Raw genomic sequence first — 13,273 nt, 5'->3', positions numbered from 1 at the left:
TGCCGCACCTTGTTTCCAATGACCTCGTCGTCGGGATTTGCTTTGGCCAGCGGTGCAAGGGCGTCCCGCACCCGACGCACGAAGCCGCTGTTGCCGAACCACCTTTGCGCCGATGCTCGCAAGTTGCTCGCAACGCTCAGTGGGTCAGCGCCATTGGATTTCATCGTTTCGATGACCACTCCTTGATGCGCCCAAGGTAGATGGCCGGGAGGGCCTCTGCATCGAGCTTGATCTTGTCGCTTGGAATCCCCGGAAGGTTGCTCATGAGCACCACCCCGCCGATCGCAGTCGGAAATTGAACCAATCCTGCCTGGTCGAGCGCTGCGCGTGACAAAGGCCGGTCGGAGGCGCCGAAGTCGACACTGCGATCCTGCGCCGCCTTGACACCTCCACTGGACCCGACGGGTTCGTATTCCAGTCGCGAGTCGCTCGCCTTCGCCGTCGCTTGGCTCCAGGTCGCGTACAAGTTGGCGGCGAAGCTCGAACCGGCGCCCTTGATTTGCGCGTTCGCATGCGACGCGACCAGCGCCAGAATGCAAAAACCTCCTGGCCAGGGACTTCACGCCGAGCGAGCCTGATCGCGTGTGGGGTCGCCGGCGGTACGAGATCGGGGCTTTCCCTGACGGCTCATCTGGTGAGCGATTACGCGGTTAGTCTCGCCAGCAGGAACAAATCAGGGAGCGCGGATCGTGTCCGACAGGTTGGCCCACATCGGCCCCAATGGTGAGCCGCACCATCTGCGTGACCACCTCATTGCCGTGGCCACGGGCGCCGCGGAATTCGCGCAACATCTGAACTCACCACAATGGGCCGGCATCGCCGGGCTTTGGCATGACCTGGGCAAATACCGGCCTGGGTTTCAGCGCTACATCCGGCTGGTGACTGGCCAAGATGCGCACATCGAGGGCAAGTGGCCAAGCGGCAGCGACAAGACTCATTCCGCTGCCGGAGCGCTCCATGCGCTTAGAGTCATTGAGGCACGCTTCGGCCCGCAGGGGGCTGCGCTGGGTCGCGTGCTGGCCTATGTGATTGCGGGCCATCACGCCGGCTTGGGTGATTGGGTGGCCGGGCTGGACAAACGCCTCTTGGGCACCGGGTCCGCCGACAGCGAGCGCGAATACGGACAAGCGCGTTCTGTATGCAGCGAACAGGCGGCCGATCTATTGATCCTTCCAGACACGTTCACGCTCCAGGCTGCACTGGCCGCCATCCCCGGCCCAAGAAGCGATCAGCCTCTCACGACATCGTTGTGGATACGCATGTTGTTTTCCGCACTGGTCGATGCCGACTTTCTCGATACCGAACGATTCCTGAATCTTGGGAAGGCCCAATCGCGTGCAGGCTTTCAACCCCTCGCTGCCTACGCGCAGCAGCTTGACGCACACCTGGTTGCCAAGGCCTCTGAAGTGGCAAGTCTCGGCCGCGGTGACGATGCGGTAATGCAGGCCCGTGCCAGCGTGCTTCGCCAATGCCGCGCGAAAGCGCAACTCAGACCCGGCGTGTTCACCCTCACCGTGCCCACCGGTGGAGGCAAGACCTTGTCGTCGCTCGCCTTCGCCCTGCGGCATGCGCTGGCGAATGGCAGGCGCCGAGTGATCTACGCCATTCCGTACACCAGCATCATCGAGCAGACCGCTGATGTCTTCGGCGCCATCTTCGGGGCGGAGCAAGTCGTGGAGCATCACAGCCAGGCTGATGTGAACGAGCAATATGAAACACCGCGCAGCCGCCTCGCCTGTGAAAACTGGGACGCACCGCTCATCGTCACGACCAACGTGCAGTTGTTCGAATCTCTGTTCGCAGCACGTACCTCGCGCTGCCGAAAGCTGCACAACATCGCGAACAGCGTGATCGTGCTCGACGAAGCGCAACTGCTGCCGCCCGAATTTCTTCAGCCGATCCTCGATGCGCTCAACGTGCTGGTCACGCACTACGGCGTGACGCTGTTGCTGTGTACCGCCACCCAACCCACGCTGGTCGACACACCGCGCTTCGACCCACGCCAGAGCCTGCGCGGCCTGCCGTTGGCCACGCGCATCGTAGAAGACGAGGGTTCTCTGTTCACGGCGCTGCAACGTGTCGAGATCGAGTGGCCCGCCGACTTGCACACGGCATTGCCCACCGACGCGCTGGTCACACGTCTTGTTGATCATGAGTGCGTCTTGATCGTCGTCAACACACGCAACGATGCCGCGGAAATCATGCGAGGAGTCGATGCAGCCACCGGCGACTCCACGCTGCATTTGTCGGCCGCCATGTGCGGGCAGCACCGCGCCGATGTGATTGCGCAAATCCGGGCGCGGCTCCAGGCGCGTCGCGACGGGGTGGACAGGAGGCCGCTGCGAGTGGTGAGCACCCAGTTGGTGGAGGCTGGTGTCGACATCGACTTTCCCGTGGTGTTTCGTGCGCTGGCCGGCTTGGACTCTGTAGCGCAGGCTGCTGGCCGCTGCAATCGCGAGGGCCGCTTGCCAGATGGTGGCAAGGGGAGGGTGGTGGTGTTTGTGCGCGACATTCCGAAGCCGCTCCAGCAGGTGCGCATTGGCACCCTGGCAACCCGCAGCGTGCTGCAAAGCGGATGCGACCCAATGTCTCCGGCCGCGTTCGAATGCTACTTTCCGCTGTACTACGCGGGCTTTTCCAGCCGCGACAAACACGGCATCGTCGATCACCTGCGCAAGAACGCCGGGTTCGAATTCGAATTCCGAACTGCGGCCGACAAGTTCCGGCTGGTCGATGACGAAGATCAGGCCACTGTCATCGTGCCTTACATCGGCGCGGGTACAGAGTCCGTCCAACCGTTGATAGAGAAGCTGCGAAGTGGTGATACCGACCGTTGGTTGTTGCGCAGGCTTCAACGCTTCACCGTCAATATGCGACGCCAACTGCTGAACACTTGGCAGGCTCAGGGCGATGTTCGAGAGCTGGTGCCTGGCATGTATCTGCTGATCGACGAGCTTCGATACGACGACCGCTTGGGCTTGCTCCCCAATGAGCGTTCGCTCGATCCCGCAAGTCTGGTGGCATGAAATTCAAAGGGAGTCCATCACGACCATGAAACGCTATTGCCTTGAAATTGCAGGCGACCTTGCCTGCTTTACCCGACCCGAGATGAAGGTTGAACGTGTCTCGTATGACGTCATCACGCCATCTGCCGCACGGGCGGTGTTCGAAGCGATTCTGTGGAAGCCAGCAATCCGCTGGCATGTGCGGCGCATTGAGGTGCTGAGGCCCATACGCTTCATCAATCTGCGGCGCAATGAGGTGGCGGCTGTCATTTCGACCCGCAATGTGCAGCAGGCCATGGATGCGGGCGAGGGTGACCTCGCAATCTACGTGGACGACGAGCGCCAACAACGCGCCGGCCTGCTCTTGCGCGACGTCGCCTACCGGGTGCATGCCGACATGGAAGTTCGTGCCGATCGGCAGGACTCCATGCCACCGCAGAAATACCACGCCATGTTCGAGCGCCGCGCGGAGAACGGGCAGTGGGTGAACCAACCCTATCTTGGATGCCGCGAATTCGCGGCGCGGGTGCGAGCGGTGACGGACTCTGCACGTGATGCCGCGCCAATATTCGACACACGCGATCTCGGCTGGATGCTGCACGACCTGGACTTCACCGACCCCGTCGACCCGCAGCCAACGTTCTTCCGAGCACAGATGACGGCCGGGGTGATTGAGGTGAGCACAGAAGGAGCGGCGCGATGATCTTGCAGGAACTCGTGCGTTACTACGAACGGAAGTCGCGCGACTCCGACCCAGCGCAGCGGCTGCCAAGCATCGGACTGGAAGACAAAGACATCCCTTTCATCATCGAGCTGTCAGCCGATGGCCGAGTGGTGCAGTTGCGCGATACGCGCGTGATGGACGGCAAAAGGCTTCGTGCCAAATCATTCCTTGTTCCCCAAGGCGTGAAAAAGACATCTGGTGTTGCGGCCAATCTGTTGTGGGACCGCGCTGCTTATGTGATCGGGCTCGACAAGGCGCGCAAAGGCAAAGTCGAGGTGACGCCACATGCCGCCTTTCGGGCGCGCATTGCGGCTCTGCCGGCAACCGCGCAAACCGACCCGGGCCTGGTTGCCGTTCTGGCCGCTATCGACGGTGCCGACTGGGCAGTGCTCCATGCGCACCCGGCTTGGTCTGAAATTCAGGAAAGCAATCCGGTGATGAGCTTTCAGCTCAGTGGCGACCTTGATCTGATTTGCCAACGCCCGGCAGTGGCAGCGGCCGCGCTTCCTGTGGCAGATGCGAGTGCGCCCATCGGATTGTGTCTGGTGGACGGCGTTCAAGCACCGATCCAGCGGCTGCACTCCGCCATCAAGGGCGTTTGGGGCGCGCAGTCATCAGGTGCCAACATTGTGTCCTTCAACGCACGTGCATTCGAGTCTTACGGTAAGACAGAGCGCCAGGGCGAAAACGCGCCCGTCAGTGAACGGGCTGCCTTTGCCTACACCACAGCTCTCAACCATCTGCTCGCAACGGACTCCCGCAATCGGGTGCAGGTGGGTGACGCCTCCACGGTGTTCTGGGCCGACAGCGCGTCGCGGTTCGATAGTGAATTCACGCTCGCCGACTTCTTTGGCGAGAACAAAGATCACCCCGACCAGGGGATTCGCGCGGTGCAGGCGTTGCACGAAGCACTGTCTAGCGGAAGCCTGCCAGTGGGCGAACGCGATGCGCGGTTCTTTGTGCTGGGCCTCGCACCCAATGCCGCCCGCATCAGCGTTCGCTTCTGGCTTCGTGCGCCGTTTTCAGAACTTGCACCGCGCATCTTGCAGCACTTCGCCGACCTGAAGGTCGTGCGCCGCTACGACAGCGACCCTGCCACACCTTCGCTTTTTCGGCTGCTCTCAAGCGTCGCACTTCAAGGCAAGCTCGACAACGTGCCGCCCCGTTTGTCAGGTGAATGGATGCGCGCAATTCTCGAATGTCAGCCCTATCCCGCATCGCTGCTCAACGCTGCGGTGATTCGGTGCAAAGCGGAGCAGGATGTCACAACCCTGCGAGCTGCCGTGCTCAAGGCTTGGCTGAACCGAGACCATCGCCGCAAGAACCCCGACGTCACCGCCGACTACCAACGCTTCAAGGAGGAATTGGACATGGAGCAGACCGACTCTCCGTACTTGCTGGGCCGCTTGTTCGCAGTGCTCGAACGCATTCAGCAACAGGCCATGCCCGGTATCAACGCCACTGTTCGCGATCGCTATTACGGTGCGGCGTCCACCACGCCGGTGTCGGTGTTCACCACATTGTTGCGGCTGAAGAATGCCCACCTCAAGAAGCTCAGCGATGCGCAGACCAACTACTTTGAACGGCTGATCGGCGAAGTCATGGCCCCGTTGCCTGACTTTCCACGCCAGCTCACATTGCCGCAGCAGGCCAAGTTTGCGCTTGGCTACTACCACCAGCGCCAAGCCTTCTATACGCGCAAAGAAGAACCAACCACCACCAACCCCGCTCAGGAGGCTTGACCATGACGTTCGCATCCCGCTATGACTTTGTGCTGCTGTTCGACGTGAAGGACGGCAACCCCAATGGCGACCCGGACGCCGGCAACATGCCCCGTCTTGACGCCGAAACAGGGCACGGCCTTGTGACCGATGTGTCGCTCAAACGAAAGGTGCGCAACTATGTGGGGCTGGTGAACGAATGCACGCCGCCCCATGACATCTACATCAAGGAAAAGGGCGTGCTCGAACGCACGCACCGCGCCGCCTATGAGGCGATTGGTGCCACTGGGGAACTCGCTGACGAGGCCGGTAAGGACGACAAGAAGAAAGCCAAGCGCAAAGGCAGCGAAGACAGTGTTCGCAAAGCCCGTGAATGGATTTGCAAGAATTTCTTCGACGTTCGCACATTCGGCGCGGTCATGTCCACAGGCGTGAACTGCGGACAGGTGCGTGGCCCGGTTCAAATGACCTTTGCCCGATCCATCGAACCCATCGTGGCCAGCGAACATTCAATCACTCGCATGGCCGTGGCCAGCGAAAAGGAAGCGGAAGCGCAAGATGGAGACAACCGCACCATGGGCCGCAAGCACACCGTGCCCTACGGACTCTATCGCTCGCATGGCTTCGTGTCGGCATTCCTGGCCAAGCAGACCGGGTTCGGCGCGGATGACCTCGAACTTTTCTTCAAGGCCTTGGAAGGTATGTTCGAGCACGACCGCTCTGCTGCCCGAGGCCAAATGGCTACACGTGGGTTGTACGTGTTCAAACACGACAGTGAGCTGGGCAACGCCCACTCGCATTCGCTGTTCGACAGACTTGCAGTGGTACCGAACGACTCTGAGACACCCGCACGCGATTTCGGCGACTATGAAGTGACGTTCGACGGGGCGCCGGTGAATATCTGGGACGAGGTAAAGGCTGCTCCCGGCGTGACGCTGATTCGTCGTTGCTAAAAAGTTTGGTGTCACGGGCCATACAGCCTGTCGCACGCCACCAGCATGGAAGAACCTGACCCCATCACGCTCTCTGCCTTGCAGCACTGGGCCTATTGCCCTCGGCAGTGCGGCCTGATCCACCTTGAGCAGGCGTTCGACGACAACCTGCACACACAACGCGGGCAGGCGGTGCATGCATTGGTCGATAAGCCCGGCGTCGAAGAACGCAAGGGCCTGCGCATTGAGCGCGCATTGCCTTTGTGGAACGACGCGCTGGGCCTCGTCGGCAAGGCCGATGTGGTGGAGTTCGAGCCGGACGGAACGCCATACCCGGTGGAATACAAACATGGCTCGCGCCACAAGGCAGCCGACATTGCATCGTGCGACGACGTGCAACTCGCCGCCCAGGCGATGTGCCTGGAAGGCATGACGGGTCTCACCGTGAGCGAAGGTGCTCTGTACTACGCCAGTTCCCGACGACGGCGCATCGTGCCGATCACCGATGCGCTGCGCATGCAGGTTGGCGAAACCGCGAGCGCCGTGCGCGCCATGTTCACCAGCGCCAAGCTGCCGTCGCCGACGCAAGACGTGCGTCGCTGCAAGGGCTGCTCGCTGCGCGAGCGCTGCCAACCCGAAGCGTTGGCCCGGCTGCAAGGTGCCGACTTCAGCGTCAAGCTGTTCGACCCCGATGCCTGAACGGCAGCGCCACCGAATTCACCGATGAAACTACTCAACACGCTTTACGTCACGCTGCCTGAAAGCCGTCTGCGCCTGGACAACGACACCCTGCGTGTGGAGGTGGAAAAAGAAACTCGCTTGCGCGTGCCGCTGCATCACCTGCAATCCGTGGTGTGTTTCGGCCACGTGGGTCTGAGCGCGCCGCTGATGCACCGGCTGGCCGAAGATGGCATTGCGCTCGTGCTACTCGACACCAACGGCCGCTTCAAGGCGCGGCTCGAAGGCGCGGTCTCCGGAAACGTGCTGCTGCGGCAGGCCCAGCACCGGGCTGTCGAAAATGCCGGTGTCACCCTGGAGTTGGCACGCGCCTTGGTGGCTGGCAAGCTGAAGAACCAGCGGCAGGTGCTGCAGCGTGGCGCGCGTGAAAGCAAGCAGGCCGACGATGAAGCCAAACTCACCCGTGCGACGAAAGACCTGGCCGCCAGCCTGCGTGCGCTGCCCGCAGCATCGGACCTGGACACCTTACGGGGCATAGAAGGTGAAGCGGCACGTACTTACTTTGCCGCGCTGAATTTGCTGGTTCGCCCCGATCTTCGTGAGCTGTTCAGCATGGACGGCCGAAGCCGCCGCCCTCCGCGCGACCGCATGAACGCGATGCTGTCTTTCTTCTACTCGATGTGGGTGAACGATTGCCGCAGTGCCTGCGAGGCCTCCGGGCTGGATCCGCAACTGGGCTTTTTGCACGCGGTGCGGCCGGGGCGGGCGGCGCTGGCGCTGGATTTGATGGAAGAGTTCCGGCCCCTTGCCGATCGGCTTGCGTTGACCCTCGTGAACCGCGGGCAGGTATCGGCCTCCGACTTCGTGGAACGTGAAGGTGGCGCTGTCCTGCTTGAAGGCGATGCGCGCAAGGCCGCGGTCGTGGCCTACCAGGAGCGCAAACAGGAGGACTTGACGCATCCGCTGCTTGCCGAGAGTGTGCCCTTGGGCGTGGTGCCGCTGGTGCAGGCACGGCTGCTCGCGCGCTGCTTGCGTGGCGAGACTGGCGGCTATCTTCCATTTCTCACGAGGTAGGCGCGATGCTGGTCATCGTCTGCTATGACGTGAACACCGAAACCCGCGAAGGGCGCCGACGGTTGCGTCGAGTGGCGAAGGTGTGCGAAGGCACCGGGCAGCGCGTGCAGAAATCGGTGTTCGAGTGCCAAGTCAACCTCATGCAGATGGAAGCGCTGGAGCTTAAGCTGCTGGCGGAAATTAATCTCGAACAGGATTGCCTTCGCCTGTACCGTCTTCCCGATACGCAGGGTTGCGAGGTGCGCGAACACGGCAAGTTCAAGGCGACCGACTTCGACGCACCCCTCGTCTTATGATGGGGTGCGCGAACCCCGAGTGACCGTCAGGCCCGTCGTGGGTTCGCGTACCGTGCAAACACGCGTCGTAGAACGAGATTTCGCCATTGATGCCTTTCACGTTGCGGCCACCGCCGCAAGAACGACCATGTTCGCGCACAAAGCGTGTATTCATGGGGAAGAACAACGCGTTGCAAGCGCGGAGTCGCGCGGCTCTCACGAGTCGCGCGTGGATTGAAACCAGAACAGCATCAAGGAATCCGTGCACAAGCTGAGTCGCGCGGCTCTCACGAGTCGCGCGTGGATTGAAACTTTATGCAGCTGCCCGGAATAGAGCGGTGGGTTAGGTCGCGCGGCTCTCACGAGTCGCGCGTGGATTGAAACGCTGTAGGTAGCGCTGCCGTGGGCGAAATGCGCTGTCGCGCGGCTCTCACGAGTCGCGCGTGGATTGAAACAAGAATTCGATGGTGATGGTCTGGAACTGCACCGGGTCGCGCGGCTCTCACGAGTCGCGCGTGGATTGAAACTTGAGCAAATAGCTGGGCCTGTCCACCTCGCGATGTCGCGCGGCTCTCACGAGTCGCGCGTGGATTGAAACGGTTCGTCAGCGCGAAGTCATCGGCGGCCGCCCTAGGTCGCGCGGCTCTCACGAGTCGCGCGTGGATTGAAACGCATGTCGTCGAGCCACGATGAGCGCATCAAGACGTCGCGCGGCTCTCACGAGTCGCGCGTGGATTGAAACGTGATGACAACCGGTTCAGCAACCTTCGTCCCGTGGTCGCGCGGCTCTCACGAGTCGCGCGTGGATTGAAACGCGCCGGGAACGCCATGCGACTCATCCACGATGGTCGCGCGGCTCTCACGAGTCGCGCGTGGATTGAAACGCGAAGCAACAGATGCGCAGAACAGTCAGAATAAGGTCGCGCGGCTCTCACGAGTCGCGCGTGGATTGAAACAACGCTCCAACTGTCCGGTATCCCCGGATGGTTTGTCGCGCGGCTCTCACGAGTCGCGCGTGGATTGAAACGAGCGCACGCAATCTCCATGCGCCGCGCCCGCCTGGGTCGCGCGGCTCTCACGAGTCGCGCGTGGATTGAAACAGGCTTCTCGCATCCTTGACTCTGCATTGGTCGGTCGCGCGGCTCTCACGAGTCGCGCGTGGATTGAAACTGCGCTGATATCGTCGATGGTCTTGAACAGCGCGGTCGCGCGGCTCTCACGAGTCGCGCGTGGATTGAAACTGCTTGTCCCCGTCCTTGTGGTTGACCTGCGGCAGGTCGCGCGGCTCTCACGAGTCGCGCGTGGATTGAAACCTGCGGTCGGGGACGTGTATGCCGTGGTCGTGGCGTCGCGCGGCTCTCACGAGTCGCGCGTGGATTGAAACACAGAGAACGGGATGCAATGTCCGGGGGTTCCCCCGTCGCGCGGCTCTCACGAGTCGCGCGTGGATTGAAACCCCATGATGTAGACGGACGGCGGCGCATTGCGGGGTCGCGCGGCTCTCACGAGTCGCGCGTGGATTGAAACTAAACCAACATTCAATAGTGAACTCACCAGTAGCGTCGCGCGGCTCTCACGAGTCGCGCGTGGATTGAAACCCCTCAATGATCCGCGCGTAGTGATGCGGGTCATTGGTCGCGCGGCTCTCACGAGTCGCGCGTGGATTGAAACAATAATCATATGTGGAGTGAGAATCTCAACATTATGTCGCGCGGCTCTCACGAGTCGCGCGTGGATTGAAACATGGTGAATGTCACACCCGACCCGTGGTCTTACGGGTCGCGCGGCTCTCACGAGTCGCGCGTGGATTGAAACATGATGAGGCTGGATTAAATCCGAAAGACTTGGCGTCGCGCGGCTCTCACGAGTCGCGCGTGGATTGAAACTCAAACCGATATACACAAAAATGGCTGACATTCGGTCGCGCGGCTCTCACGAGTCGCGCGTGGATTGAAACATGTTCAGTACGCGCCCCGGAGTGGCATAACCAAGGTCGCGCGGCTCTCACGAGTCGCGCGTGGATTGAAACGACAAGGCCTTGCCAGCAACGACTGTGATCACCGGTCGCGCGGCTCTCACGAGTCGCGCGTGGATTGAAACCCATCGTGACAGGTGCGCCCCAGCTCGCGGTCGGGTCGCGCGGCTCTCACGAGTCGCGCGTGGATTGAAACGCGCTCGCGCGTCTGGAGGCACTAGTGCAAGTCAGTCGCGCGGCTCTCACGAGTCGCGCGTGGATTGAAACATGGGTGAATGTCTGGCCTACTGCGTATTGCATGGTCGCGCGGCTCTCACGAGTCGCGCGTGGATTGAAACAGTATTTTCTCTGGTGCCGGATGAGTTTGCGTCGCGCGGCTCTCACGAGTCGCGCGTGGATTGAAACGTAAGCAGTACTAGTAACTGATCGGCGCGTCCCGTTCAGGCACCGCTTGAACCCGCGTCTGTGGTGCCGGCAAGTCGACCTCGAACCAAAATATGCTTCCCTCGCCCAGCCGGCTGTTCACCTGGATGTCACCGCCCATCAGGCGGATCAGCTGACGGCTGATGGCCAGGCCCAGCCCAGTACCCCCTTCGCGCCGCGTGAGATCGGCCACCTGCTCGAACGGCTGGAACAGCCGCACCAGCTGCGCCTCGTCGATTCCGATGCCGTCATCTTCTATTTCGAAGCGCAGGCGGACCATGGCGCAAGCCGCGGAGTCGTCCGGCGGCGTCTGCAGGCGCATGACCCGTAGCGTCACCTGTCCCGTATCGGTGAACTTGGCCGCATTTGAAAGCAGGTTGAGCAGCACCTGGCGCAATCGCTTCTCGTCGACGCGCACGGTGGCAGGCAGATCGGGCGCGGCCAGGTAGACGAACTGCAGTCCTTTCTCGTCCGCCTTGACACGGATCATGTCGCACACCACCTGCAGAAACGCTGGCAGGTTGACGTCGGTGGGAAACAGATCCAGCTTGGCGACGTCAATGCGCGCGAGATCGAGGATGTCGTTGATCAGCGTCAGCAGGTGCTGCCCGCTCTGTTGGATCATCTTCAGCCCCCGCTCTTGTCGCTCGCTCAGGGATTTGTCGCGTTGCAGGATCTGCGCGAAGCCCAGGATGCCGTTGAGCGGCGTGCGCAGCTCATGGCTCATGCACGTCAGGAATTCGCTCTTGGCACGGCTCGCAAGCTCTGCTGACAGGCGAGCATCCCGCTCGATCAGGGCTTGTTTGCTGGCGGTCTGATCCAGCACGAAGGCCACGGCCTGCTCCGATCCAGGCTCGGTCAATGCAAAGCCAATCAACACGGGTACGCGGCTGCCGTCCTTGCGAACATATTCCTTCTCATAAGGCGTGCACACGCCGTGCGCGCGAACCTCGGCCAAGGCCCGGGCCGTCACGTCCTCGTATTCCGGTGGCGTCAGCATCGCGCGATGAATGCGCCCCTGGTGCAAGTCCTCGCGGTCATAGCCGATGATGCGCAGGTAGGCGTCATTGGCCTCGATGGGGCGGCCGTCCAGGCCTAAGAAGGCGATGCCCGCAAGGTTGGAATCGATCATCTGGCGCAGGCGCGCCTGGCCCGAACGCAGGGCCGCCTCGCTTCGCTCGAGTTCGGCTACACGCTGCTGCAGCGCGCCGACGAGCTCGCGCACCCGTGCGGCCATTTGCGCGAAGGCGCGCGTCAGCATGCCGACCTCGTCGCGTCGCGTCGCCAAAGGCAGGGTCGCACTGAAATCCCATTGGTGGATCGCATCCGCCGCCCGAGCCAGAGCACTGATAGGCCGCACGATGCCGTGCGTCATCTGCAGTGCGACGGCGACGGCCAGCAGCAACGCGATCCCGGCCACCGACACGATGACATTTCGCGTGTGACGCACCTCGACCAGGATCGCATCGAGCGACTCCTCGTCGATCAGCGTCCACAGCACCCTGCTTTGCCCGGGTATCCGGATCCGCGTGAACACCTGCAATGCCTCGGGCCGATCGGCGGACGCATACAGCGTGCCGGCCGGCTGATCGAGGATGACCGCCGCATCGTGCGGCCGTTCGCTGCGCAGCGACGTGCTGTCTCCGCGCAGGTGGGCGAAGCGGCGTGCCGGATCGGGGTGCAGCAGGTAGTGGCCCTGCCGGTCGACGACGTAGGTGGCGACCCCACCATCCGCAGGCTGCTCGAGCGTGCCGAGCACCGGTGCGACCAGCGCGTGCAGCAGGATCACGCCGTCAAGCATGCCGCTGTCGCTCTGCAACGCAGTCGCATAACGCAACACCGGCACGGCGGCGGAGCCATTGGCGTCTGAAGGCTCCAGCGTGAGTTCCGAGATGTAGATCGATTCCTGCCCTGGAATTGCTTGCAACTGCAGCGCGCCCGCGAACGACGGATCGTCCGAGCGATCAGCCAGCTCGCCTGACGGTATCACCGCCGGCCCGCTGTCGCCGACACGCGCGCAGCTCGCCTCGTGGCCACGACCGTCGAGAAGGCACAGGCGGCTGTAGCGTTCTCCCCAGCGCTTGAGCAAGGCGGCGAAGTAGCGGTCTACCTCACGCGCGGCGCTCGCGCGTTCGGGACCCGGCGCCGCGTTCAGATAGTGGCGCAAAGCTGTGGCCTGCGCCACGACCTGCAGATCGGCGCCGATGTCGGCGAGGTGGCGGGTGGTTACCGCGGCGCGCACGCCCACACCGCGCAGGCCTTCGTCGCGGGCCATCTGGATCAGCAGCTCGCGGCTGCGGCTGAGGCTGTAGACGGAGATGATTGCCGTTGGCAGAAGGATGACGGAGACGAACGCGGCGATCAGCTGGTGCCGCAAGCCCAGGCCCGACCAAAGCGCCTTCATGCGATCTCCCGCTGCAGCGCCTTCATTCGTGTCGGGGCCTCAGGACATGGCCCGGAATAATT

General features: G+C 62.4%; 9 protein-coding genes and 1 CRISPR repeat array. Of the genes, 7 read left to right on the top strand and 2 right to left on the bottom strand.

Annotation, left to right across the window (positions count from 1 at the left end; all coding sequences use genetic code 11):
• Window positions 1-160: 160 nt before the first annotated feature.
• Window positions 161-526 carry a substrate-binding domain-containing protein gene (locus AC30NL_RS05650; RefSeq protein ID WP_489463035.1) on the bottom strand — a complete coding sequence of 122 codons (366 nt, stop codon included), beginning with the start codon at window positions 524-526 and terminating at the stop codon, window positions 161-163.
• A 163-nt stretch (window positions 527-689) separates the two neighbouring features.
• On the opposite strand from AC30NL_RS05650, the gene cas3 reads away from it, so the two are divergent.
• From cas3 to cas2, 7 genes are read left to right on the top strand one after another with little or no spacing between them, the layout of a single operon-like run.
• Window positions 690-3,026, top strand: a complete 2,337-nt coding sequence (cas3, locus tag AC30NL_RS05645) for a CRISPR-associated helicase Cas3' (RefSeq protein ID WP_489463034.1) — start codon at window positions 690-692, stop codon at window positions 3,024-3,026.
• 25 nt (window positions 3,027-3,051) lie between these two features.
• Window positions 3,052-3,708, top strand: coding sequence for a type I-C CRISPR-associated protein Cas5c (gene cas5c, locus AC30NL_RS05640; protein ID WP_489463033.1), 657 nt, complete (start codon window positions 3,052-3,054; stop codon window positions 3,706-3,708).
• Complete coding sequence (gene cas8c, locus AC30NL_RS05635) at window positions 3,705-5,471, top strand: type I-C CRISPR-associated protein Cas8c/Csd1 (protein ID WP_489463032.1); 1,767 nt, start codon at window positions 3,705-3,707, stop codon at window positions 5,469-5,471. The genes cas5c and cas8c overlap by 4 nt, the downstream gene beginning before the upstream one ends.
• Window positions 5,472-5,473: 2 nt before the next feature.
• Complete coding sequence (cas7c, locus tag AC30NL_RS05630; protein ID WP_489463031.1) at window positions 5,474-6,403, top strand: type I-C CRISPR-associated protein Cas7/Csd2; 930 nt, start codon at window positions 5,474-5,476, stop codon at window positions 6,401-6,403.
• 45 nt (window positions 6,404-6,448) lie between these two features.
• Entirely contained in the window at window positions 6,449-7,081 is a 633-nt protein-coding gene (gene cas4, locus AC30NL_RS05625; protein ID WP_489463030.1) for a CRISPR-associated protein Cas4, read from the top strand.
• Window positions 7,082-7,105: 24 nt separating this feature from the next.
• Complete coding sequence (gene cas1c / locus AC30NL_RS05620) at window positions 7,106-8,134, top strand: type I-C CRISPR-associated endonuclease Cas1c (protein WP_489463029.1); 1,029 nt, start codon at window positions 7,106-7,108, stop codon at window positions 8,132-8,134.
• 5 nt (window positions 8,135-8,139) lie between these two features.
• A complete protein-coding gene (gene cas2, locus AC30NL_RS05615; protein WP_489463028.1) occupies window positions 8,140-8,430 on the top strand; it encodes a CRISPR-associated endonuclease Cas2 in 291 nt (96 codons plus the stop codon).
• Between the two features lie 183 nt (window positions 8,431-8,613).
• A CRISPR array of direct repeats spans window positions 8,614-10,789; the repeat unit is 37 nt; unit sequence GTCGCGCGGCTCTCACGAGTCGCGCGTGGATTGAAAC.
• Between the two features lie 10 nt (window positions 10,790-10,799).
• On the opposite strand, the gene AC30NL_RS05610 is transcribed toward cas2, so the two are convergent.
• Window positions 10,800-13,211: a sensor histidine kinase gene (locus AC30NL_RS05610; RefSeq protein WP_489463027.1), complete on the bottom strand. Its 2,412-nt coding sequence runs from the start codon at window positions 13,209-13,211 to the stop codon at window positions 10,800-10,802.
• Window positions 13,212-13,273: the final 62 nt, after the last annotated feature.

This window comes from Rhizobacter sp. (assembly GCA_021153565.1).
Taxonomy (GTDB): domain Bacteria; phylum Pseudomonadota; class Gammaproteobacteria; order Burkholderiales; family Burkholderiaceae_C; genus Albitalea.
This window is presented reverse-complemented; position numbering and strand designations above follow the sequence as displayed.

Excerpts from the sequence above, each read along its gene's own strand:
- AC30NL_RS05610 (WP_489463027.1), bottom strand. The coding sequence starts at position 13,211 with ATGAAGGCGCTTTGGTCGGGCCTGGGCTTGCGGCACCAGCTGATCGCC.
- cas4 (WP_489463030.1), top strand. The coding sequence starts at position 6,449 with ATGGAAGAACCTGACCCCATCACGCTCTCTGCCTTGCAGCACTGGGCC.
- cas8c (WP_489463032.1), top strand. The coding sequence starts at position 3,705 with ATGATCTTGCAGGAACTCGTGCGTTACTACGAACGGAAGTCGCGCGAC.
- cas2 (WP_489463028.1), top strand. The coding sequence starts at position 8,140 with ATGCTGGTCATCGTCTGCTATGACGTGAACACCGAAACCCGCGAAGGG.
- cas7c (WP_489463031.1), top strand. The coding sequence starts at position 5,474 with ATGACGTTCGCATCCCGCTATGACTTTGTGCTGCTGTTCGACGTGAAG.
- cas5c (WP_489463033.1), top strand. The coding sequence starts at position 3,052 with ATGAAACGCTATTGCCTTGAAATTGCAGGCGACCTTGCCTGCTTTACC.
- cas1c (WP_489463029.1), top strand. The coding sequence starts at position 7,106 with ATGAAACTACTCAACACGCTTTACGTCACGCTGCCTGAAAGCCGTCTG.